We start from the raw sequence: 19,287 nt of genomic DNA on the forward strand, positions 1-19,287 counted from the left end.
GGTTCGCCTAATTGACGAACCTTTTTGCTCTTCCTCTTGGACTTGAACCAAGGACCCTCTGATTAACAGTCAGATGCTCTAACCGACTGAGCTAAGGAAGAATGTTGTTTTTTCTCAAATGCGCTGCAAAAGTAATAGGATATTTTGAAATATGCAATATCTTTGCAAAAAAAATATCGAAGATGGATAAAATAATTGGGTTGGGCAATGCTTTGGTCGATGCGCTGGCAATCATTGAAGATGATAATATTTTGACGGAGATGCAGCTTCCGAAAGGAAGCATGACGCTGATTGATGAAGATAAGTTCTTGAAAATTAGTGAGTATTTCAGCCGGATGAAGACGCACTTGGCTAACGGAGGTTCTGCCGGAAACGCAATTCGGGCAATGGCATGCCTTGGTGCGGGTACGGGATTCATCGGAAAAGTAAGCAATGACTTTTACGGTAACTTTTTCCGGGATAGCCTGCTGGAACGTGGGACAGAGGCGAATTTATTGCTTTCCACTACCCTTCCGTCCGGTGTAGCCTCTACTTTCATTTCTCCTGATGGGGAGCGTACTTTCGGCACTTATTTGGGGGCGGCTTCTACATTGAAGGCGGAAGATCTTTCGCTGGATATGTTCAAAGGATATGCTTACCTATTTATAGAGGGGTATCTGGTGCAAGACCATGATATGATTCTCCGTGCCATTGAGCTGGCTAAAGAGGCCGGCTTACAAGTATGTTTGGACATGGCGAGCTACAATATAGTAGAAGGAGACCTTGAATTTTTCTCTCTGTTGGTCAACAAATATGTGGATATTGTTTTTGCCAATGAGGAAGAGGCAAAGGCCTTTACGGGTAAGGAACCGGAGGAAGCATTGGACATCATTGCCAAAATGTGTAGCATAGCCATTGTAAAGGTGGGTGCCCGTGGTTCTCTGATTCGCAAAGGTACAGAGATGGTGCAGGTACAAGCGGCTCCGGTAGAGAAAGTGGTGGACACTACAGGAGCTGGCGACTATTTTGCGGCAGGTTTCTTGTATGGACTGACGTGTGGCTACTCGCTGGAGAAATGTGGCAAGATAGGCTCCCTTCTCTCCAAAGATGTGATACAAGTGGTGGGTACGGAGCTTCAGGCAGCACAATGGGAAAAAATCAAGGAAGAAATTTTATTAATTAATTAATGTGCTGATGTGCCAATGTGTTAATTGGCTGCGCAATATTTGTTTCGCTATTACGCTGCAGGTTATTAGCACATTGGCACATTGGCATATTAGCACATTATCATAATTATGAGAAGAATTTTAAAGATACGCTGGATGGTTGCCTTGCTGATTGTAGCGGGAGCCGTTTGTTTTTGGGGGTTTAAGAGTGGTGATAGCCGTAGTTTCCAAATAGCAAAGAATCTGGATATATTCAATTCCATTGTGAAAGAGTTGGATATGTTCTACGTGGATACGATTGATCCGAACAAGACTATCCGTGAAGGCATTGATGCCATGCTCTACTCGCTGGACCCCTACACGGAGTATTATCCGGAAGATGACCAAAGCGAATTGGAGCAGATGCTGAAGAATTCCTATGGTGGTATAGGTTCTGTGATTACTTGGAATCCGAAACTGAAACGTTCCATGATATCTGAGCCATACGAGAATATGCCTGCTGCCGATGTAGGCCTGAAAGCCGGAGATATTTTGATGGAAATTGACGGAAAAGACCTTGCCGGAAAGAACAACCAGGAAGTCAGCGAGATGCTTCGCGGACAAGTGGGTACCAGCTTCAAGCTGAAAGTGCAACGTCCCGGTACAGAGAAACCGTTGGATTTCGACATTGTGCGCCGTTCCATCCAATTGCCGTTCATACCTTATTATACGGTGCTGGATAATAATATAGGTTATATCAATCTCAGCACCTTCTCGGGGAATCCTTCCAAGGAGTTCAAGCAGGCTTTTCTGGACTTGAAGAAGCGGGGGATGACTTCGTTGGTGATTGACTTGCGGAACAATGGGGGTGGCTTGCTGGATGAGTCTATAGAGATAGCCAACTTCTTTCTGCCTCGCGGAAAAACACTTGTGACGACAAAGGGTAAGATTAAGCAAGCCAGCAATACCTACAAGACATTGCGTGAACCGTTGGATTTGGAAATTCCTTTGGCTGTTCTGGTCAATGGCGGAACGGCTTCTTCGTCAGAAATCCTTGCGGGCTCTTTGCAGGACCTTGACCGTGCGGTCATTATCGGTAACCGTACTTTCGGTAAGGGATTGGTGCAGACCACCCGTCCGTTACCATACGGTGGTACCATGAAGCTGACGACTTCCAAATATTATATTCCCAGCGGCCGTTGTGTGCAGGCTATCGACTACAAGCACCGGAATGAGGACGGCAGTGTGGGACGTATTCCGGACAGCCTTACTACCGTGTTCCATACGGCTGCCGGACGTGAAGTGCGTGATGGCGGAGGCGTGACTCCGGACATTGCGGTGAAGCAGGAGAAGCTGCCCAACATTCTGTTCTATCTTGTCAATGACAATCTTATTTTCAATTATGCAACGGACTATTGCCTGAAACATCCTACCATCCCTTCAGCAGAGAAGTTTGAAATTACAGATGCCGATTATGCGGACTTCAAGGCGATGGTGAAGAAGGCGGACTTCAAATACGACCAACAGACAGAGAAGATGCTGAAGAACCTGAAGGAGATGGCCGAATTTGAGGGCTATCTGACTGATGCTTCGAAAGAGTTTGAAGCGCTGGAGAAAAAATTGTCGCATAATCTGGACCGTGACCTTGACCATTTCTCCAAGGACATCAAGGGCATGATTGCGGTAGAAATCATCAAGCGTTATTATTTCCAGCGTGGAAGCATTATCCAGCAGTTGAAAGATGATGATGACTTGAAAGAGGCTGTAAAGATACTGACTGCTCCGGCAAAATACAAGGAAATGTTGAGTGCTCCGACAGTGACGTCAATGTCTCTGCAACAAAGAAAGGAGGCAGCCCCGGTTTTTCTGAGTACCGCTACGAGAGCAAATGAGCATGTTTATGATGAAATAGTATAAGGGCATTCTTAAGAGGGTTCTTTTATTTGCTCCTTAATTTATACCGGATAGTCTCTGTATAAGCCTTTTATGCACGGCTATCCGGTTAAGTTGTTTGTAGGGTATTAACTTGTTTTATATTTTTGCAGGTGATAATGAAAATATTGACAAGGTTATGAAACGATTGAATTCTCTGAAAGTATGGCTGTCTGTGGTATTGTTGCTTTGCTTCTCTCTTTCCGGACAAGCCCAGTTCCTGCGCACTTCCTACTTTATGGAAGGAAGTAACCAGCGTATGCAGCTCAATCCGGCCTTGATGCCGGGACGCGGTTATCTGAATATTCCCGTGATAGGTTCGTTGAATGCTACCGTCAACTCCAGTTCCCTGGGGTATAGGGATATTATGGACATTATTGAGAACAGTGATGACAGCGACTATTTCATGAGCAATGACTTTATGAACCGACTGGATGCTACCAATAACTTGAATGTGAATTTGAGTACCGACATTCTGTCTGCCGGGTGGTATAAAGGAAAGAACTTCTGGTCAGTCAATGTGGGGTTGCGTAATGATATCGGTGCCGCCATACCGAAAACCATGTTCCAGTTTATGAATAACATGAGCAGCCGGGAGTTTGGTGACAATATTTCTGACTATTTGGGTATTAACGAAACCATTAATGGACAGAAGCTTGAGATAAATTCCTATGCGGAAGTCGGCCTTGGCTTTGCAAGGAATATCACAGACCGACTGGCTGTAGGTGGTAAGGTGAAGATGCTGCTGGGTATCGGTAACTTAAAGCTGAACATCAACCAGATTCATGTGGAAACTCCTTCTGTCGGCTCTTCAGGAGTGACGAGTAAAGCTTCCATTCAAGTGGATGCAACTTTGGAGAACTCGTCAAAGCTGTTGGAGCTTCCCGAGAATGAGAGTGGCGATTATATCGATGAAATCGATTTTGGCAGTTTCGGTTTTGCCGGATATGGTGGGGCTATTGATTTGGGAGTATCTTACAAGTTACTGGATAAATTGACACTTTCTGCTTCAGTTCTTGATTTGGGCTTTATCAAATGGTCTAAATCGAATACCAGTATAGCGCGAGCCAATGCAGAGCAGACTTATGATCTTCTTGACCCGGCCTCGCAGCAGGAGTTCATGAATATTGTGAACAGCGGCGAGATTCTTAACTATGACATGTTGAAGCTCAAGACGGAGGAGGCTTCTGAGAAGAGCCGTACCCGTGGATTGACTTCTACAATGGTTCTTGGCGCTGAATATGCCTTATTGAATGATTGGCTGGTAGTGGGTGCCTTGTATACCGGTCGTTTTGCCAAACCGAAAACTTTGAATGAGTTGACTTTCTCTGCCTGCATCCGTCCGACGAATGCTTTCAATGTAGCTGCCAGCTATTCCGTACTTCAAGGAGCTGGTAAAACCTTCGGTCTGGCATTGAAGCTGGGTTCCTTCTTTGCAGGAACAGATTATATGTTCTTTGGCAAGAATACGAAGAATGTCAATGCTTACTTGGGGGTTTCTATTCCTTTGGGAAAACAGAAAACGGCTGAAAATTAATAAAGTGAGTTATCAGTTGTCGCGGGTTATCTTTCTATAAAAGAGGATAATCTGCGATTTTGTTTTTACGAAAACGCAAAAAGCTTTATCTTTGCTGGTAAATACCTATAAACAGTACTCATGAGAATTGCAATAACGTTTCTCTTGTTTTTGGTTTTCAGTAGTTTGCTGCAAGCTTCACCCATACCTTTTTCTCCTATAGTGAGGAACTATTCGGTGTCGGATTATAATGCCGGTATTCAGAATTGGGCCATTGCTCAAGACGAAAGAGGAGTGATGTATTTCGGTAATAACAGTGGGCTGTTGGAATTTGATGGAAGTGCTTGGCGGCTGTATGAATTACCGACAAAAGGAATTGTGCGTGCTATATATATCAGTGAAGATGGAAGAATTTATGTAGGCTCTTACGAAGAATTCGGTTATTTTGTCCGTACTCCTTATGACACTCTTGAATATCATTCATTGAAAAATAAGGTGAAAGATTTTGCGTTTCATAATGACGAAATCTGGGATATTGCTTGCGTTCAAGGAGAAATTGTATTTCAATCATTCGGTTCTCTCTTTTTTTATAATGGAAATTCGGTAGAAGGTATTCGAATGAAGAACCTTCCACTGAATTTGTTCCAGGTTGGAAATACTTTTTATTCTCAAAGAATAAACGGTGGACTTTATGTCTTTGCCGGTAGGGAAATGAAAGAACTTATTCCCAGAAAAGCATTTGGAGATAGTGATGTCCTGGCCGGGCTCCCTTATGATGATGCGGTTTTAATGTTTACCCGTAATCAGGGAGGTTTCCTGTATCGAGATGGGAGGGTAGAAAAATGGGAAACTGAATGTGATGATATATTCAAGAAGCATACCATTAATCGTGCGGTGATGACCAAAGATAGTTGCTACGTTGTTGGCACAATATCCGATGGCATATATGCGTTGGATAAAAAGGGAAAGCTGATTTGGAAGGTCAATACGGATAATAAACTACAGAACAATACTGTTTTGAGATTGTATTGTGATGATGACAACAATATATGGACAGCTTTGGATGAAGGTATTGCCTATATACACAACAATTCTTTAATCTATTATTATGAACCTCCATTTCGTAAAATAGGCATGGTATATGATGTTTTGGTAAGGGAAAATGAAGCTTATATTGCTTCTAATCAAGGACTTTATTGGCTTAGGGATGGAAAGACTGAATTAGTTCCGGGTTTGGAAGAACAAGCGTGGTTCGTCGATGAATGGGGAAAACAGATTTTCTGCGGGCACAACAAGGGAACTTTCCTTATATCAGGACTGAAATCAAAGCTGGCATCTGATGTAAAAGGAGGGATGTGTATGGAAAAAATTGAATTGAAGGAACAATCTTTTTTGTTGGAGGGAGCTTATGCGCTTCTGAATTTATATACGGAGACTGCTTCGGGAGAGTATTGCTTTACTCGGTCCTTACGTGGGTTCAGTCACATGATTCGTCATATAGAAGTGGACCATCAAGGGAATATTTGGGCGAAACATTTAAGGAATGGTTTGTATCGCTTTCGGATTGATTCGGATATGAAGCAGGTAAAGGATGTGCGGAAGTATGAGAGTTTGGGAGAAGTGAAAGGTGGGAGTTTTACTTTGTTCAAAATCAATGGTCGGGTAGTTTTTTCTAATGGGGAATATTTCTATACTTACGAAGATATGACTGATTCGATTGTTCCCTATGAAACAATGAATGAACAATTGATGGAATTGAAGGGAATCAAGACTGTGAGTCATGCGAACGGAGATTACTATTGGTTTGTGGGCGACAGGACTGTGTATTTGGTGAAGTGTGCGATAAATACTTTCAATATCGAACTTCGGATTCCATATTCTTTGTTTGACGGTCTGGCTGTGGAAGAACGAGGAAGCGTGGTTTATGACAAGAGAAATAATCATTCCTATCTTTGCTTGAATAATGCTATTGCCCGTATTGAAACAGATAGTTCCTCGTTATATAAATCTCAGACTAGGCGTTCTTTATGGATTTCAGAGATGCAGGTTACTGAGGAATTCAGTGATAAACGGAAAACATTGGTCGTGCAGTCGGGAGTCAAGGTCGAACATGAGTTTAATACAGTGAGTTTTACATTGTGCTATCCGGTTTATAACGATTATACTTATAAAGTAAGATACCGGTTGGAAGGGTATTCTGATCAGTGGATACCCGATGGACGCAATTTGCAGAAAAAGTATGCCCGTCTTCCTTATGGAAGTTATGTTTTTCGGGCGGAGATATATGATACTGGTAGAGTTTTGGCATCGGTAGAGTTTCCCTTTGAGATTTTGTCTCCGTGGTATTTGTCTTATTGGGCTGTGGGAAGCTACATTCTGATAGGGTTGTGCCTGCTGGCCTTGCTGCAATATATTGTTTATCGTTTTGTGAAGAAAAAGAAGGATCGTGTGATTGAGCAGCAGCGTGTAGCCCATCAGGCAGAGCTTGAACGGCAAGAGAAGAAGATTATCGAGTTGGAAAAGGAACAGCTTGAGGCCGATTTGCGTTTTAAAAGCAAAGAATTGTCCAGCGTGGTAATGATGAATATCGCTCATCAGGAGTTTTTGAATTCATTGAAAGAGGAGATACAGAAGCAAAAGTTGTCGGGACAGCATAGTCGTAAGAATTTGGATAAGCTTCTCGCTTTGGTTAACAATAATATAGTGTCTGATGAAGAGAGCTGGATAATGTTTCAAGCTAATTTTGACCGTATACATGAAAATTTCTTCCGGAATCTGAAACTTCAATATACTGATTTGACTTCAGGAGATTTACGCTTTTGTGCATTGCTCCGCTTGAATATGCCGACAAAGGAGATAGCGAAGTTGCTCAACATTTCTACACGTGGGGTTGATGCTGCGAGATACCGGTTACGTAAGAAATTCAATTTGCTTCCGGAAGAAAGTTTGACTGATTTCCTTATAAATTTTAAATGACTGTTTTACAGTAAAATATTAATGGAGGAAGTACCTTACGGCAAACTTTTTTTGTTTGATAATTGATTGATAACCAGTAGTTAGTTTCGCTTAAAAAAGCTAATCTCTACTTATAAGCATACATAGAGGGTTTCAATAACCAACTGATACTGAAGACAAAAGTATATAAAAAAGTCGGATTGTAAAACACTGGAAAAGAACCTTCTTTTATCAATCAAGGAAATCAAAAAGTGTATAGAGCAAAGTGGCGCATGTATGGTATAGATAATTCCGTACATGCGCCACTTTCTTAATCATCTGATTTGCATTGATTTACATTAATTGTTATTATATACTATCATTTGGTACTGATAAGCATTGATTTTGCTTGTGGGGTGTATTATTGTCCACCTAAAAAAATCAAGAATATCTCCTTGAAACGGGTTTGACGAGCAGGTCGATGTGCTCGTGTTCAAGGATATGTTCCATAGCCTTGTATATGGGCATCTTTTCGATACCGGCAATCTTCAGGGCTTCCATCTTGATGGTATTCTCGATGAGCAGCAGGTAGTCTTCCTCCTTCAGCTCAACATATTTCTGTGACTGTGATTTTAATTTTGCCATATTGATGTTGTTATTTGTTTCCGAAGTCGGCAGGAATCTCACCCCACAGGCGGTTGTCCCAGTGCAGCACTTCGATGTCCTTGATTCTTGCCTCCATCACTTTGAGGAATATCTCCGCTTTCTGCAATGCCGGGCATCTGCGTGAAGAGGCTGTCTGTTTGTTACAATACCACGTGATGGCTGTAATGCTGTCCGAGTAGATTGTTCGCGGACTTTCCGGATGTTCCATGACATATCTGACCGCCTCGACAATGCCGAGAAACTCCCCGATATTGTTCGTCCAGTTACCGATAGCTTTGGAAAAGAGTTCTTTTCCTGAAGAGAGGTCGACAGCCCGGAAGCGTGTCAACCTCTCTTTTGCAGAATGGGCACCGTCGGTCGCAATACCCACGACCGGTTTTTCTTTCATTGAATTCCTCCCTGATGTCTGTCTCCCGTATAGATGAACCCGTCGGATTCCATACGTCGTACCAGAGCACGCGCCTGATTCAGATAGTCGGTGATGACACCTTCCTTGTACTTGATATCCTTGCGTCCCTTGAGGATTTCCAGCACACCGTCTATTGTGCGGCTCATTACGCTCTTGCCGTCTTTCGGGTCGAAGAAAATCTTTTTGTTGCCGAACGTCACAGTTACTTGATACAATGTCTTCGGGACGATCACTGTTTCCACATGCGCCTGAAATAACACGGGGGTAGCGGCAACGACTACATACCCGTTGGCTTTGTGCATGGGTTTCAACTCTACCGAGTATAGTATGTTTGGCTCGAGAGTTCCTTTCAGGTCTTCCGAAAGGACACAAATCTGCTTGCCGAATCTTGAGTCTTCACGGACTCCCATCAATTTACGTGTCTTGGAATGGCGCGAAACGAACCCTATCAGTTCGCCCGTCTCTTCCGATCTCGCAAACTTCAGTTGCGATTTTTCCGATGTCATATTACTGTTCTTTCATATTCAATCTATTGCTTTCAATTGACAATCTGTTTTCAATGGGTCACTTTTCCATACAAATATATGCCAATTTTTCACGCCAACAAAACGTTTTAGTTATTAATTTTCAGATGGTTATGTGTAATATATATAGAGAAAAGGCTGCATTCAGTACAGCCTTTCCTCCTCTGTAAAATGACTGAAACGCTCGTCAGTATCAGAAGTTTGCAGTAGATAACGGCATTTCCAATAACGGTAAATCCGCCTTCCGTTGGGTATACAGTGATTTATATCGTCAGCATTCAGATATTGGTTCCCTTGTTCCGTACCGTGGTGCATCCATGTAGCGCACCCGGGCAGGTCCGGGTTGTTCCGGACATAGAAGTCCATTTTCTCTTTACCGGCGACAAAGATATTGTGTATCCGTACGTCCTTATCGATAGGAAACCGGTAGGCGTACAACGCGAAGTCACAGATGTCGGTTTCCAGCAGGTTGCCGCCAAAGTGTTCGGGAGCTTTCCGTTTCAGGTTCTCGAACCCCTCCAAAATACCCGGCCTGTCGCATATCTCGGCAAACCTTTCATCCGTTACCGGCGCAGCCGTCGCATAAACCACCCGAAAACCATTATCCGTACTGTCCAGTACCATGACATGCGCGACTATCCCCGGTGATTTGTTGATACTTTCGTCAATGCTGTCCGAGTCCGTGGTCAGACAGCATTTCAGCGTTCCGATGATTAATACCGCTACCACCAACAGTGTCCAAGGACCTATTGCTGCCGCTATCAATATCAATTCATCGGCCCGTTTCCGTATTTGTTTCATTGATTTTGAGAATGTGGCGGCCGGATACCCCCCGGACCTCGGACACGCATACCTTGCATCCTGCATCCAGCAACCGGTTTCTACATTCTTCCAAGGCGGCGTCGGAAATCCTGATGGCAGGTATACCCGCCGCCGTCATCTTGAACCGGGGCACTTCCGTGATCCGGGTAATCGTTTCGGCATCATCAAAATACGCCTCGAATGAATCTCCGACATGGAAAAGGATGATGGTTTCCACGCCATGCCTTTCCTTCATGCCGCCGTAACAGCGGCGAATAATCTCTTCCTTTTTCATATCAAATAGATATATTAGGTTTGATGTCAGCCAAACATGAAAGTGCCTGTAATCCGTTCAACTGCCGGGCTTTCGTCCGAAATACATATACAGACTTTCTTCATCTGACAAATATACAATAAATTACGGAACGACCCATGTCTATTGCATGAAACTATCCTTTCATCTTCACCTCCCTTCTTTCAAATTGTTCGCGGATGATTTCAACGAGTTGTCCGATGCTGTCGATTTTTTGACTCTTACCGCAGGCTTTGCCATGGAACAATGGCGTGAAGTACAGGTTAAAATCCTCATCGATGGAAAAACCTCCCACGAGGACGATACCCGCCTTGATACGGTAATACTCGCCGTACATGGCGTAATCATCCGTAGTTTTGGTGAACCCGTACTCCGGCAACAAGTCCGGCAAAGTGTCCAGGATCGGCCGGATGACATCCTTGAGAAAATTCGGGGTCTCAACTTCCTTTTTCCGTTTCCGACCTTTTCTGCCGGTTCCGTTATCGTCTTGCAGGTAATGGGCATCGAAACGATCCCGATACCTTTCTGTCAGTTCCTTAATATCCATATCCTTTATACATTTAATTGTTTTCCTCAAGCCACTCTTCCAGTGTCATGGAGTCCTCGAAACCGTATTCGTCAATCTGTACATAGCCGTCCTTTTCCGTGATAAACTCTTTCCTGGTCAGGATGGTTCCGCCATGATTTACCATCACCGTCGGTTCGATGGTCGCCAGACGGTCCCCGTCATCCGACTCCCGGATATCGTATGCGTACAGTCCCTCCGGAACGGCATTCCGGTCAATCCGCATATCCGTAAACAATGCAGGCGTGTCATTGATGGTCATAGACTCAAAGGTCTCGTTGCCAATGTTTTCTTTTGTAATCATATTTATTGATTCAAATAGTTTATTATTCCTGCTTGGGAAGTTCAATGGCTCTTACCCAATTGTTCCGGTCATCAAAACATTCATCATTGATGTTGGCCGTAAATTCCAGCGGTATCATCTTCTCAACCCGCGTTGCGGGGTTATTTTCGTAATCAACGATGATTTTCCCGGCCGGAACGTCACGTTCAAATTCGTCCAGCGGGAAAGAGAATATCCATATTTCCCGGTCTTTATCTTCCCCAAGAAACGCCTTGAGGTTGTCTGTATAAGCCTGGCATTTGTCCCACGAGGTTTCCACGAATGAAATGATTTCCTCTTCCGGTTTGCCGGTACGGTCTTTCAGGAATGCAACGGCATTCCCTTTCCAGATATCCTGCTCGACACAGAGTTCCAGATAACGTTCCCAGACTGTCACCAGCCAGTCCATGTTAATCTCATGCAGGTGGCGGCAGGTGAAACGCTCCCGGCTTTCCGCGTTGTAAAGCGTGCAGCTTCCGTCCGTGCGTATCTCCTCCAACCGGTACATGGTGTATACCGGTATCCCGTGCCCATACCCGTCTTCCCCTTCCTCCTCGACATATACCGTATGGGGCAACATATTTTCCGGCATTTTCGGTATCGCACACAGGTTGGCTATAACTTCCTGTTCCAACGCTTTTTGTTTCTCCTGTATTCTCATTGTCTATCCATCTTTTAGTATGATTTTACCTTCTTGAAATAATCTCTGTTTGTAACGACGGTGGTTGCGTATATTTTCGGTATGTTTCTTCCGGTCATATTTATACAAGCCTTTTGCCTTGTTCTCTCTCAGCAGTTCCTTGTTCCGCTCTTCGCTTTCTGGGTTCACAATGAAGGTTATCAGCCTGCGGCTGACACCGTATTCCCGGGCAAGCTGGCGCTGGCTGACAGCTTCTGTCATGTAACGGTGGAAAATTTCAGCCTTCTGAAAAGGAGTGAGCTTCTGCCTGCGGTCATATTGTGTCCCGCTGATGATTATTCCCGAGCTTTTGTATGGCATAGTGAAGTCTGTTTTTCGTTTGTGGTCCATGAATGGTAGATGCGTTGTTTGCCATCTAAGGAGAGTAGAAACCAGCGGCTATAAATCCGTTCCAGCGTTTCGGTGTCGTGCCCGTATATCGGTCCCAGTTCGTTTGCAAACATCGCCGCTACCTTCAGCCTCCTGGTATCGGACAGCTTCTCCCACCAGCGGCAAATGGTCTTGTACTGCTTCACGTCCGTTACAAGGTCCGGAACCGGAGCGGAGGAGATATATTCCGCCTCTTTGCCGCACGGTGCCTGCCAGAACCCCTGTTCGCAAAGAGCGCGTTGCTCGTCACAAACCCGTTCTGCAAAGGATTTGAGTGCCATTTGGAATATCTTTCTTTCCAGTTCCTTACGTTCCATGGACAGTTCATGCACACCCACGTTCAGCCCGTGCTTATTGCGTTCATCCGGGGAAAGCTTGTTGCTCAAGGCTTTCCTGACCAGTTCCAGCCGTTCTTTCAGAGGGCCGTATTCGTTGTTATCTAAATACCGGTTAAACAGTTCCTGTTCGTTTCCGGGCAGTATGAATATATTTTCCATCATGCATCATTTAAGTTATCGGATGTGAATAGGATATATCGCAGTGGATAGCGGGTGTCGGGGTGCGGAAATAGCCACGAGATCCCGTGCCGTCAAGGGGCGCAGAAAAACGGCATCGAACTCCTGAGTATCGTCTTCACGGATATCTCGGACTTCAATGATCCATGTGCCTTCATAGCGGCACCAGGCAATCACCTCCAAAATCATTTCCTTTCTGTAGTCAGCCGGTCCGTCCCCGAAACTTTCACGTATCCGCTTAATTGCATCGTCTGTCAGCCGGACAAATTCCCCTTTGCGGAACGGAGCTTCCGGCGTAACGGCAGGAGCCAGCATCTGCCAGTCTTCATGTCCGTCCAGGTCTTCCACAGCCATTGCGTAGGCTTTGTATTCAGCTTCGGTCTCGAAATGTCGGGTTATCACATATCCCCCGGATTCGGCCGTGCTCTCCACCGACGAGATATCCCCGGTTTTCCTGTATATGCTTACAGTATCCTTACCGAGTAGAACTTTTACTGTTATCATTATTGCAGATGGTGTGGTTTTATTATAAATGGAACTCCACGTCTTCCTCCTCGAACTCCGTGTCGTGGTCCTCGTTGTACCCCTCGACGGTCGAACCAGGGACATAGGTCTCTCCGCCAATCCCATAACGTCCGGCATCGAGCAGTTTCCGAAGGGTTTCGGTGTCCCCGTTTAGAATCCTTTCGATGTCCTCCCGGCTGCCCCGGACGCTAATTCCGAGACGTAGCCAGAGATTTTCCTCTCTCGAGGTGTCCGCCTCTTCCGACCGGTGGCGTATGATATGATAATCACTCCATCCGTCGGCATCGTTTACCCCGGCGATGTAGGCATTGTACTCCGCCTCAGTCTCGAACTCTTTCTCGTCCACGACGCCCCCGTTATCCGCCAGCCATTCTTCAGAAGGCAGTTCATTGTTCTCTTCATATTCCCGTACGGCGTCCTCGCCGAAAATCGTTGTTATCTTTATCATGTGTCTTTGGGTTTTGAATATTTGTTATTTAATGGTTATCAAACTCGTTTGCCCGAACCGGTTTGATTCGGTTCGCAGACAGCCACCCGGTTTCCGGCGCGTATCAGTTTGGGGAGATACACGTCCAGGTCACGAAAAGAAAACCGCAGTTCCTTGACGCCTTTCCCTTGCCCGTCGACGCGTTCGGCGGTGGCAATGCCCAAAATGCCGGAAGCGGCGATGGCATCATCCTCATACAATTCACAAGATTCCCCGTTTCGGAAAATGTACAGGGCATCCGGGTGCGCCGCTTTCATCTCGCGGTATTTTCCCATCATGTCGGAAACTCCCGGGACATTTCCGTTCCCCGTTACATTCCGGGTCTTCAGTAGGTTCCTCGTGGCGTCGATGTCGATGAAATTCGTCCAGCCGGCTTTATGAAGTTCGACAGCAGCTTCCCGCAGGGATACCTTCCCGTTCTCGACCTCCTCTTTCAGGGATTCGAGAATGTTCTTGATTTTATAATCATTCATCATATTTTTTATTCTTTGGTTACATTGTTACTTGTTCCGACGGTATTCCGGTCAAGGGGAAAGCACCCGTGGCCTCCGGTAACCCGTCGATACACTGCCCGTCGTCAGGATTTCCCCGACAGGTAATGCCCGATGGACTTGTAACGGTTAGGAATGTTCGCGTTCTCGTTGAAACCGTTCAGGCAGTGGAGCAAGGCATCTTCGAGCGTGACATAACGACGGTCGAAAGTTTGGATATTATCCAGACAATAAGCATTTACAGCGTATTTGAAAGGCGCGTACATCCTTTCGTTCTCCCGCTTTAAAATGACAAACCAGTCGAAATGGAGTTTCAAGCGGAAACCGTCGCTCTCGCCGACTTTCATCAGCCGCTCTTTGTCGAGAAGCCGCCGCACGAGTGTGGCGTCGAGCTGACGGGTATACTCCCTGTACGCCTTGATACGGGCCGTGTAAGCCGCGGCATATTGTTCGATGTCCGTTTCTTTCAGCCGATGTTCCGCCGGGTAAAAGTCCAGCACCTCTTTCGTCGTGACGGGAATTTTCAGGTCGTCCACCCCGATCTCGTAGGTCTTGTTTTCCAACACGTCGTGGAACTCGAACCCTTGAATTCCCATGAGGGTAAATTCTCGCGTCGGGTCAGGGAGCGCAAGTGATTTGAGCTCTTCGAGGTCGCGGCACACGGCCACGACCGGATACTTCTCGACCACGTCTGACGGGCCTCCGATGCGGATATACGCCTTTTCACACCCGTCGTAATCACCATGCCGGACAATGTCGCAGCAGGTGTAGTTGGGGGCGGCACGATGCCGCGCCGTATATTCCGTCCAAAGCTTGTCCAGCCCGGCTTTTACTTCGTCAGGGTCGGTCAGGGCAACGTTGCCGCACTGGCTGCACCGGCCGTCCGACAAGGCGTTGCGGGTAAATTCGAGGAACTGTCTGGTGTTCGGGTCGATGACGGCGGTACATTTCACTCCAGTGCCGCCGCAGATACTGCATACGATTGACATAAGTTTTTTGATTTGTGTATTTATTCGTACAATCTTTCTTTTTGACGCTTTTTCAAGGTCATCCGGAGATATTGCATCAGTTTCCCGCAGGGACACAGGGCATGTTCCCGTTGGCGGGCATAACTCAGGTCCCCGTTGGAGAGAACCATGCCTTCAGCATTGAGACAGAGGTCGCCGTAAACGTAGTTCTCCTCCGTAAGATAAATCCCATGAACAGGGTTCGGAAACCCCTCCGTGCTGCGGCCTTCCCGGAAAAGGAAGATACGCTCGGCCTGTCCCCGGACTCCGAAAAAGGGATACGGGGAAAGTGCCGCGAGCGTGGCGGCATGCTCTGCCGGATCATGGAAGCGGTCGTCGCTCATTTCGAGCATGTGGCCGGAGTCCTGTTCCTTTTCCTCCTGGTACTCGTACAGTGCGGCGCAGGCTTCTATGAATTCCTCCGAACGGGATGTGGCAGAGCCGTTGGTTACGATATAAAAGTCATTGACAGTAATACCGTAGGCGCGTACCCGTTCGAGGATATGGCGGATGGCCCGGACGTTAAGCGACGGCTCGCCGCCCGTGATGTTGAAATGGTGAATATGCCTGACATGCCGCAGCAGGTTGCTTATATGTTTCAAAGGGATATCCACGGATTCGGCATCTCCCCGCATGCAATGGGTACAGCGCATGTTGCAACGTCGGGTAATCTCGATGCAGAGATTCTTGATATATAGTTCTCTCATATTCGATGTAGTTCGGCTTAGGTTTCATCCGGGATTTCCTTTCCCGTGTAAGGATTATACAGCGGTGTGTTGCCAACTGCCTCGGCGTCAATAGCGAAACTGCCACGGCCTACGTCGTAGAAGAGTTCCAGCTTTAGTGGCGTTGAAGCGATGACTTTCTCAGCCTCGGCTTGTGACAGGCCTGAATACATCAGGCATTTGACACGACACCGGAACATTTCCGGATTGGTTTCCGGCGTGGTAACTACATCAACGACCTCGCACACTTCATCCGTGATGGCGAAGCGGTCGGGATTGGGTGTGCCGTTCCTTCTAGAGCCGTCCGATGCGGCATGTCCGGTGATTGAATGGTTCCGCACCTTTTCGGCGGGATAGGTCTTATCGCCTTTGGCGAAATACGACTTGCCGGAGGCGACACAGGCATGATAGATTACGTCGTGGACCTTTCGTCCGTTGTCAAGTATAATTGTATAGACCGTTCCCTCCTGCAAGACAGGAACGGCATTCGGTTTATGAGACATAAGATTTGTTTTTAGCTGTTTATGAATTTCGGTCTTGCACGCCGCATGATGTGTAGGTCATCGTAACCGATGGCTCTCAGTTCGGAAAGCGGGTTGCGGTACTCCTTTTCATGGGCTGGCCGTGTCATGGCGATCACGCCCGCATAGTCGGCTGCGCCATGCTGGCCGACATGCATGTAGGAGGTTATTTCACCCCGCCGTCCGCTCCACGGTATGTCCGGGAACAGGGCGATGACCTGTCCGTCGGGATAGCGTCTAAAGACCACCTTCGTCATTTTTCCCGCAGATTTCCGTGTCGATTTCATAGTCCCCGTAATTTTTGAATTCATAGTCCACTTCGCTGATAATTTCGTCAACCTCTTCGTCCGTTATTTCATCAGCCTTCGGGTTGTCGATATCGAGCCGTACGGTCAGGTAAATGGTTCTTGTTGCCATAATATCATACATTTTTTAGTGTAACAAAGCCGGCTTATGACGGACCGACGGTATATTTCTCTATCAGCCGCTTCCGGTACGCCTTGTCTTTTCCGGCGGCAAGGCTTGCCAGTTTGCGGATATTCCGGTTGGCTTTTTCCGCGACCTGCTCCACTGTCGGTCCGGGAGTCATGAAATCACGGCATCCGGCACCGCAATACCGCTGCTTCCCCTTGACCGTCCTGCCACAGGCCGGACACCGGCGCTTGCCGTCACGCTCCAGCACTTCCAGAATATTGGCATGAATGCCTTTCCACCATTCAATACGGTCTATGTCATAATCGTAGACGGTTATCGTGTTCCCGAAACTGCGGGCTTCGACCTCAACGGCAATGCCCTCATTTTCAAGGTAAACCTTCAATACCGGGTCTTCGTGAGGCTCACAGTGCCTGTCATACCAGATGATATAGGTGGGATCGTCCAGTTCGTCAGGCTCTCCCAGACAGAGTTCCGTAAGGCCGTTGTTCACGAGAATGTTGCGGATGGCGTCTTGTAAATCTTTGATACAGTCCATTGATATTTCGTTTTATGGTTGTTCCTCATTCGTCAGTTCATCTCCGAAGCGTGGCCGACGAACTGGAAGATATCGGCGTATTGTTCGCTGTAGATATAGAATCCGTCCCGTTTTTCCCCGGTCTCCGCATCTATTCCGTCAGCAAGGAGATATTCCCCGTCATCCGTCAGGTAGACATCGGTAAGCTTGATACGGGGCGTGTCGTGCTTCCCGTACAAGGTTGTCGTGACGGGGAAGTTGTTGTCATCGAGTTCCTCCTCTTCTGTAAGGCCGAGTGATACGCGGCCATATTGTGCCAGGAACTCCAGCATGAATTTCAGCATGGCTTGCTCGGCCTCGTGCAGCCGTCCGTCGATAAAGGCGTACTGGGTGGCGAACAGATGCAGCTTGTCGGCGCTCATTTTGTCCGGGGCTTTGCCCGGCTCCGCATTGTCTTTCTGTATTTTATCCATATCTGTCATATTGTTGGTTTCATGTTTCCAGCGGGGTGAAGGAGACGGTCAGTATCACTTTCTCGTCACCCAGGTTGAACACTTTCAGGCAGTCGTTACTGATAGTCCTTTTCAGGATGTCTCCCCGGTATCGGGAATTGCGTACCTTGAAGGTAAAATCATCAATGAACGAGCTGATGCAATGAAGCACGTGGTCGAATTCTTCCTTACCATACCGTTCCATTTCAGGGAAGATGCCTTTCAGATGCGCCCGCAGGCTCAATATGTAGTTCGGGGTCTTGCCCGTGATTTTTCCCGAGTATGTGATTTTGTATTTCCTGTCCATGATATGCCGTTCCATTTAATCGTTACTGTCATACCAGCCCTCGATCTCATCGAAATAGCCGTTCGAGTCCCATTCTTCCAGCAAGGTGGTCGGGTACGTCCATTCAAGGCTGTAAAACAGATCCTGGCACACCTCTTCATTACCCTTGCACAGGGCGAGCAGTGAGTTATGCGTGAAACAGCCGTCACTGCTCTCCGACACACGCCAGTCCTCACGGTCTTCTGCCGCGTATTCAGGTACATAGCACACTTCATCGGGGCGGTTGAGAAAGGCATCCTCGTTCTTGTAGATGTTTCCTTCCCCTCCGTATTCCAGTTCATAGAACACACCTTCCGGCGTTTCTATCCTGTTGCCAATCTCTATCATAGCGTTACCGTTTCGTGGGTATATATAATCACCATCCGGGAGGAGAGCACCTTGTCGCGTACCGTGGGGTTGGCGATTGCCCAATCGGAATGGAAATGCATGTCCGGAATGGATGCGGTGTCCACAATATCGCCCCCGTTTTCCAGATGGAGATAATCCGGCTGATACAGGTCGCAAAGGAATTTGCCGTCCGTATCGCTGATGGCGTATATCTTGCCGTCGAGTGCGGCCGTCATCTCCTCCTCGCTGCGGTAGACCAACAGGTATTTACAGCCGGTCTTCATCTCTTCCGCAATCCGCTTATGCAGTTCTTCAGGAGATAATTCACGCAGTCTTGACACGACCGCCCCGATACTTTCCACGGCATCGTAGCTGTCCAAGACATCATGGCAGGTCGTTTCAAACTCCTCTTTCGGACGACCCGCAAAATTGATGGTACGGACTTCCTGCCCGTGCCCGCCGAGCAGGTAAAAGGGCGTACCGTTCCATTGTTCCTTTCTGACAGAGAGCGGCCGGGAGCATTCCCGTGTCTGCCGGTTCACAACGGCATACAGTTCCAGACTTTCCCCGCATTCCATACGCAGGATATGCCGGGCGAACTCCGTAAATGTCATGATTTTGATTCCTTCCCCGTTCGCCGTGAAGAAATCCTGTCTTGTCTGTTTCATAAATCCGTTTTTTTAAGAGTAGGTAATCGTTTTGTATAAGGGGTGGAATACTCACCTCGT

The 19,287-nt window shown here is 46.9% G+C and carries 27 protein-coding genes and 1 tRNA gene; 4 read left to right on the top strand and 24 right to left on the bottom strand.

All coding sequences use genetic code 11. The annotated features are described in order from the left end of the window. Nucleotides 1–27 precede the first annotated feature (27 nt). Nucleotides 28–101 (bottom strand) — tRNA-Asn (locus ABUA47_RS03785). A gap of 81 nt (nt 102–182) precedes the next feature. On the opposite strand from ABUA47_RS03785, the gene ABUA47_RS03790 reads away from it, so the two are divergent. The 4 genes from ABUA47_RS03790 to ABUA47_RS03805 all read left to right on the top strand — a co-directional run bounded on the left by ABUA47_RS03790 (nt 183) and on the right by ABUA47_RS03805 (nt 7,548). Further along, nucleotides 183–1,166 carry an adenosine kinase gene (locus ABUA47_RS03790; RefSeq protein WP_022402172.1) on the top strand — a complete coding sequence of 328 codons (984 nt, stop codon included), beginning with the start codon at nt 183–185 and terminating at the stop codon, nt 1,164–1,166. A 108-nt stretch (nt 1,167–1,274) separates the two neighbouring features. Further along, on the top strand, nt 1,275–3,041 hold the full coding sequence (locus ABUA47_RS03795) for a S41 family peptidase (RefSeq protein ID WP_035447150.1): 1,767 nt from the start codon (nt 1,275–1,277) through the stop codon (nt 3,039–3,041). 154 nt (nt 3,042–3,195) lie between these two features. Beyond that, nucleotides 3,196–4,593, top strand: coding sequence for a DUF5723 family protein (locus ABUA47_RS03800; RefSeq protein ID WP_022402170.1), 1,398 nt, complete (start codon nt 3,196–3,198; stop codon nt 4,591–4,593). A gap of 120 nt (nt 4,594–4,713) precedes the next feature. Continuing rightward, nucleotides 4,714–7,548, top strand: a complete 2,835-nt coding sequence (locus tag ABUA47_RS03805) for a hypothetical protein (protein ID WP_005834465.1) — start codon at nt 4,714–4,716, stop codon at nt 7,546–7,548. A gap of 399 nt (nt 7,549–7,947) precedes the next feature. Here the strand turns inward: ABUA47_RS03805 and ABUA47_RS03810 are convergent, their stop codons facing one another. From ABUA47_RS03810 to ABUA47_RS03920, 23 genes are all read right to left on the bottom strand, one after another. Further along, nucleotides 7,948–8,151, bottom strand: a complete 204-nt coding sequence (locus ABUA47_RS03810; RefSeq protein WP_004303920.1) for a hypothetical protein — start codon at nt 8,149–8,151, stop codon at nt 7,948–7,950. A 10-nt stretch (nt 8,152–8,161) separates the two neighbouring features. Further along, complete coding sequence (locus ABUA47_RS03815; protein ID WP_008143073.1) at nt 8,162–8,560, bottom strand: hypothetical protein; 399 nt, start codon at nt 8,558–8,560, stop codon at nt 8,162–8,164. Continuing rightward, the gene (locus tag ABUA47_RS03820) at nt 8,557–9,087 is read right to left on the bottom strand and encodes a hypothetical protein (protein ID WP_004293684.1); all 531 of its coding nucleotides are present in this window, start codon (nt 9,085–9,087) and stop codon (nt 8,557–8,559) included. The genes ABUA47_RS03815 and ABUA47_RS03820 overlap by 4 nt, the downstream gene beginning before the upstream one ends. A 162-nt stretch (nt 9,088–9,249) precedes the next feature. Next, nucleotides 9,250–9,906 carry a hypothetical protein gene (locus tag ABUA47_RS03825; RefSeq protein WP_004303923.1) on the bottom strand — a complete coding sequence of 219 codons (657 nt, stop codon included), beginning with the start codon at nt 9,904–9,906 and terminating at the stop codon, nt 9,250–9,252. Then, nucleotides 9,878–10,201 (bottom strand): hypothetical protein, encoded by a 324-nt coding sequence (locus ABUA47_RS03830; RefSeq protein ID WP_004293682.1) that lies wholly within the window; start codon nt 10,199–10,201, stop codon nt 9,878–9,880. Before ABUA47_RS03830 ends, ABUA47_RS03825 begins: the two co-directional genes overlap by 29 nt. Before the next feature lie 154 nt (nt 10,202–10,355). Beyond that, entirely contained in the window at nt 10,356–10,766 is a 411-nt protein-coding gene (locus ABUA47_RS03835; RefSeq protein WP_008143066.1) for a hypothetical protein, read from the bottom strand. 13 nt (nt 10,767–10,779) lie between these two features. After that, nucleotides 10,780–11,088, bottom strand: a complete 309-nt coding sequence (locus ABUA47_RS03840; protein ID WP_008143065.1) for an LPD28 domain-containing protein — start codon at nt 11,086–11,088, stop codon at nt 10,780–10,782. Between the two features lie 22 nt (nt 11,089–11,110). Further along, complete coding sequence (locus tag ABUA47_RS03845; protein ID WP_008143063.1) at nt 11,111–11,767, bottom strand: hypothetical protein; 657 nt, start codon at nt 11,765–11,767, stop codon at nt 11,111–11,113. A 3-nt stretch (nt 11,768–11,770) separates the two neighbouring features. Next, on the bottom strand, nt 11,771–12,106 hold the full coding sequence (locus ABUA47_RS03850) for a hypothetical protein (RefSeq protein ID WP_004293678.1): 336 nt from the start codon (nt 12,104–12,106) through the stop codon (nt 11,771–11,773). Continuing rightward, nucleotides 12,082–12,675 (bottom strand): hypothetical protein, encoded by a 594-nt coding sequence (locus tag ABUA47_RS03855; RefSeq protein WP_008143060.1) that lies wholly within the window; start codon nt 12,673–12,675, stop codon nt 12,082–12,084. The genes ABUA47_RS03850 and ABUA47_RS03855 overlap by 25 nt, the downstream gene beginning before the upstream one ends. Nucleotides 12,676–12,687: 12 nt before the next feature. After that, the gene (locus tag ABUA47_RS03860; protein ID WP_008143058.1) at nt 12,688–13,194 is read right to left on the bottom strand and encodes a hypothetical protein; all 507 of its coding nucleotides are present in this window, start codon (nt 13,192–13,194) and stop codon (nt 12,688–12,690) included. Between the two features lie 22 nt (nt 13,195–13,216). Continuing rightward, complete coding sequence (locus ABUA47_RS03865; protein WP_004293675.1) at nt 13,217–13,663, bottom strand: hypothetical protein; 447 nt, start codon at nt 13,661–13,663, stop codon at nt 13,217–13,219. Nucleotides 13,664–13,701: 38 nt separating this feature from the next. Beyond that, nucleotides 13,702–14,178 carry a hypothetical protein gene (locus ABUA47_RS03870; RefSeq protein WP_008143055.1) on the bottom strand — a complete coding sequence of 159 codons (477 nt, stop codon included), beginning with the start codon at nt 14,176–14,178 and terminating at the stop codon, nt 13,702–13,704. Nucleotides 14,179–14,279: 101 nt separating this feature from the next. Beyond that, entirely contained in the window at nt 14,280–15,182 is a 903-nt protein-coding gene (locus tag ABUA47_RS03875) for a hypothetical protein (protein WP_004293673.1), read from the bottom strand. 20 nt (nt 15,183–15,202) lie between these two features. Further along, nucleotides 15,203–15,907 (bottom strand): radical SAM protein, encoded by a 705-nt coding sequence (locus ABUA47_RS03880; RefSeq protein ID WP_008672671.1) that lies wholly within the window; start codon nt 15,905–15,907, stop codon nt 15,203–15,205. A gap of 17 nt (nt 15,908–15,924) precedes the next feature. After that, complete coding sequence (locus ABUA47_RS03885) at nt 15,925–16,428, bottom strand: hypothetical protein (RefSeq protein WP_004293671.1); 504 nt, start codon at nt 16,426–16,428, stop codon at nt 15,925–15,927. Nucleotides 16,429–16,439: 11 nt separating this feature from the next. Beyond that, nucleotides 16,440–16,703: a hypothetical protein gene (locus tag ABUA47_RS03890; RefSeq protein WP_004293670.1), complete on the bottom strand. Its 264-nt coding sequence runs from the start codon at nt 16,701–16,703 to the stop codon at nt 16,440–16,442. Beyond that, entirely contained in the window at nt 16,684–16,863 is a 180-nt protein-coding gene (locus ABUA47_RS03895; RefSeq protein WP_004293669.1) for a hypothetical protein, read from the bottom strand. Before ABUA47_RS03895 ends, ABUA47_RS03890 begins: the two co-directional genes overlap by 20 nt. 34 nt (nt 16,864–16,897) lie before the next feature. Beyond that, entirely contained in the window at nt 16,898–17,416 is a 519-nt protein-coding gene (locus tag ABUA47_RS03900) for a hypothetical protein (RefSeq protein WP_004293668.1), read from the bottom strand. A 32-nt stretch (nt 17,417–17,448) separates the two neighbouring features. Beyond that, on the bottom strand, nt 17,449–17,868 hold the full coding sequence (locus tag ABUA47_RS03905) for a hypothetical protein (RefSeq protein ID WP_004303935.1): 420 nt from the start codon (nt 17,866–17,868) through the stop codon (nt 17,449–17,451). Between the two features lie 19 nt (nt 17,869–17,887). Beyond that, complete coding sequence (locus ABUA47_RS03910; RefSeq protein WP_004303937.1) at nt 17,888–18,193, bottom strand: hypothetical protein; 306 nt, start codon at nt 18,191–18,193, stop codon at nt 17,888–17,890. 15 nt (nt 18,194–18,208) lie between these two features. Next, the gene (locus ABUA47_RS03915; protein WP_004293665.1) at nt 18,209–18,559 is read right to left on the bottom strand and encodes a hypothetical protein; all 351 of its coding nucleotides are present in this window, start codon (nt 18,557–18,559) and stop codon (nt 18,209–18,211) included. Further along, nucleotides 18,556–19,227 (bottom strand): hypothetical protein, encoded by a 672-nt coding sequence (locus tag ABUA47_RS03920; protein WP_004293664.1) that lies wholly within the window; start codon nt 19,225–19,227, stop codon nt 18,556–18,558. Before ABUA47_RS03920 ends, ABUA47_RS03915 begins: the two co-directional genes overlap by 4 nt. Nucleotides 19,228–19,287: the final 60 nt, after the last annotated feature.

The organism is Bacteroides sp. RTP31139st1_H2_RTP31139_211217, assembly GCF_040227615.1.
GTDB classification, from domain to species: domain Bacteria; phylum Bacteroidota; class Bacteroidia; order Bacteroidales; family Bacteroidaceae; genus Bacteroides; species Bacteroides uniformis.

Bases quoted from the DNA above. Each gene is read 5' to 3' on its own strand.
- ABUA47_RS03790 (WP_022402172.1), top strand. From the start codon at position 183: ATGGATAAAATAATTGGGTTGGGCAATGCTTTGGTCGATGCGCTGGCA.
- ABUA47_RS03795 (WP_035447150.1), top strand. From the start codon at position 1,275: ATGAGAAGAATTTTAAAGATACGCTGGATGGTTGCCTTGCTGATTGTA.
- ABUA47_RS03800 (WP_022402170.1), top strand. From the start codon at position 3,196: ATGAAACGATTGAATTCTCTGAAAGTATGGCTGTCTGTGGTATTGTTG.
- ABUA47_RS03805 (WP_005834465.1), top strand. From the start codon at position 4,714: ATGAGAATTGCAATAACGTTTCTCTTGTTTTTGGTTTTCAGTAGTTTG.
- ABUA47_RS03810 (WP_004303920.1), bottom strand. From the start codon at position 8,151: ATGGCAAAATTAAAATCACAGTCACAGAAATATGTTGAGCTGAAGGAG.
- ABUA47_RS03815 (WP_008143073.1), bottom strand. From the start codon at position 8,560: ATGAAAGAAAAACCGGTCGTGGGTATTGCGACCGACGGTGCCCATTCT.
- ABUA47_RS03820 (WP_004293684.1), bottom strand. From the start codon at position 9,087: ATGACATCGGAAAAATCGCAACTGAAGTTTGCGAGATCGGAAGAGACG.
- ABUA47_RS03825 (WP_004303923.1), bottom strand. From the start codon at position 9,906: ATGAAACAAATACGGAAACGGGCCGATGAATTGATATTGATAGCGGCA.
- ABUA47_RS03830 (WP_004293682.1), bottom strand. From the start codon at position 10,201: ATGAAAAAGGAAGAGATTATTCGCCGCTGTTACGGCGGCATGAAGGAA.
- ABUA47_RS03835 (WP_008143066.1), bottom strand. From the start codon at position 10,766: ATGGATATTAAGGAACTGACAGAAAGGTATCGGGATCGTTTCGATGCC.
- ABUA47_RS03840 (WP_008143065.1), bottom strand. From the start codon at position 11,088: ATGATTACAAAAGAAAACATTGGCAACGAGACCTTTGAGTCTATGACC.
- ABUA47_RS03845 (WP_008143063.1), bottom strand. From the start codon at position 11,767: ATGAGAATACAGGAGAAACAAAAAGCGTTGGAACAGGAAGTTATAGCC.
- ABUA47_RS03850 (WP_004293678.1), bottom strand. From the start codon at position 12,106: ATGCCATACAAAAGCTCGGGAATAATCATCAGCGGGACACAATATGAC.
- ABUA47_RS03855 (WP_008143060.1), bottom strand. From the start codon at position 12,675: ATGATGGAAAATATATTCATACTGCCCGGAAACGAACAGGAACTGTTT.
- ABUA47_RS03860 (WP_008143058.1), bottom strand. From the start codon at position 13,194: ATGATAACAGTAAAAGTTCTACTCGGTAAGGATACTGTAAGCATATAC.
- ABUA47_RS03865 (WP_004293675.1), bottom strand. From the start codon at position 13,663: ATGATAAAGATAACAACGATTTTCGGCGAGGACGCCGTACGGGAATAT.
- ABUA47_RS03870 (WP_008143055.1), bottom strand. From the start codon at position 14,178: ATGATGAATGATTATAAAATCAAGAACATTCTCGAATCCCTGAAAGAG.
- ABUA47_RS03875 (WP_004293673.1), bottom strand. From the start codon at position 15,182: ATGTCAATCGTATGCAGTATCTGCGGCGGCACTGGAGTGAAATGTACC.
- ABUA47_RS03880 (WP_008672671.1), bottom strand. From the start codon at position 15,907: ATGAGAGAACTATATATCAAGAATCTCTGCATCGAGATTACCCGACGT.
- ABUA47_RS03885 (WP_004293671.1), bottom strand. From the start codon at position 16,428: ATGTCTCATAAACCGAATGCCGTTCCTGTCTTGCAGGAGGGAACGGTC.
- ABUA47_RS03890 (WP_004293670.1), bottom strand. From the start codon at position 16,703: ATGACGAAGGTGGTCTTTAGACGCTATCCCGACGGACAGGTCATCGCC.
- ABUA47_RS03895 (WP_004293669.1), bottom strand. From the start codon at position 16,863: ATGGCAACAAGAACCATTTACCTGACCGTACGGCTCGATATCGACAAC.
- ABUA47_RS03900 (WP_004293668.1), bottom strand. From the start codon at position 17,416: ATGGACTGTATCAAAGATTTACAAGACGCCATCCGCAACATTCTCGTG.
- ABUA47_RS03905 (WP_004303935.1), bottom strand. From the start codon at position 17,868: ATGGATAAAATACAGAAAGACAATGCGGAGCCGGGCAAAGCCCCGGAC.
- ABUA47_RS03910 (WP_004303937.1), bottom strand. From the start codon at position 18,193: ATGGACAGGAAATACAAAATCACATACTCGGGAAAAATCACGGGCAAG.
- ABUA47_RS03915 (WP_004293665.1), bottom strand. From the start codon at position 18,559: ATGATAGAGATTGGCAACAGGATAGAAACGCCGGAAGGTGTGTTCTAT.
- ABUA47_RS03920 (WP_004293664.1), bottom strand. From the start codon at position 19,227: ATGAAACAGACAAGACAGGATTTCTTCACGGCGAACGGGGAAGGAATC.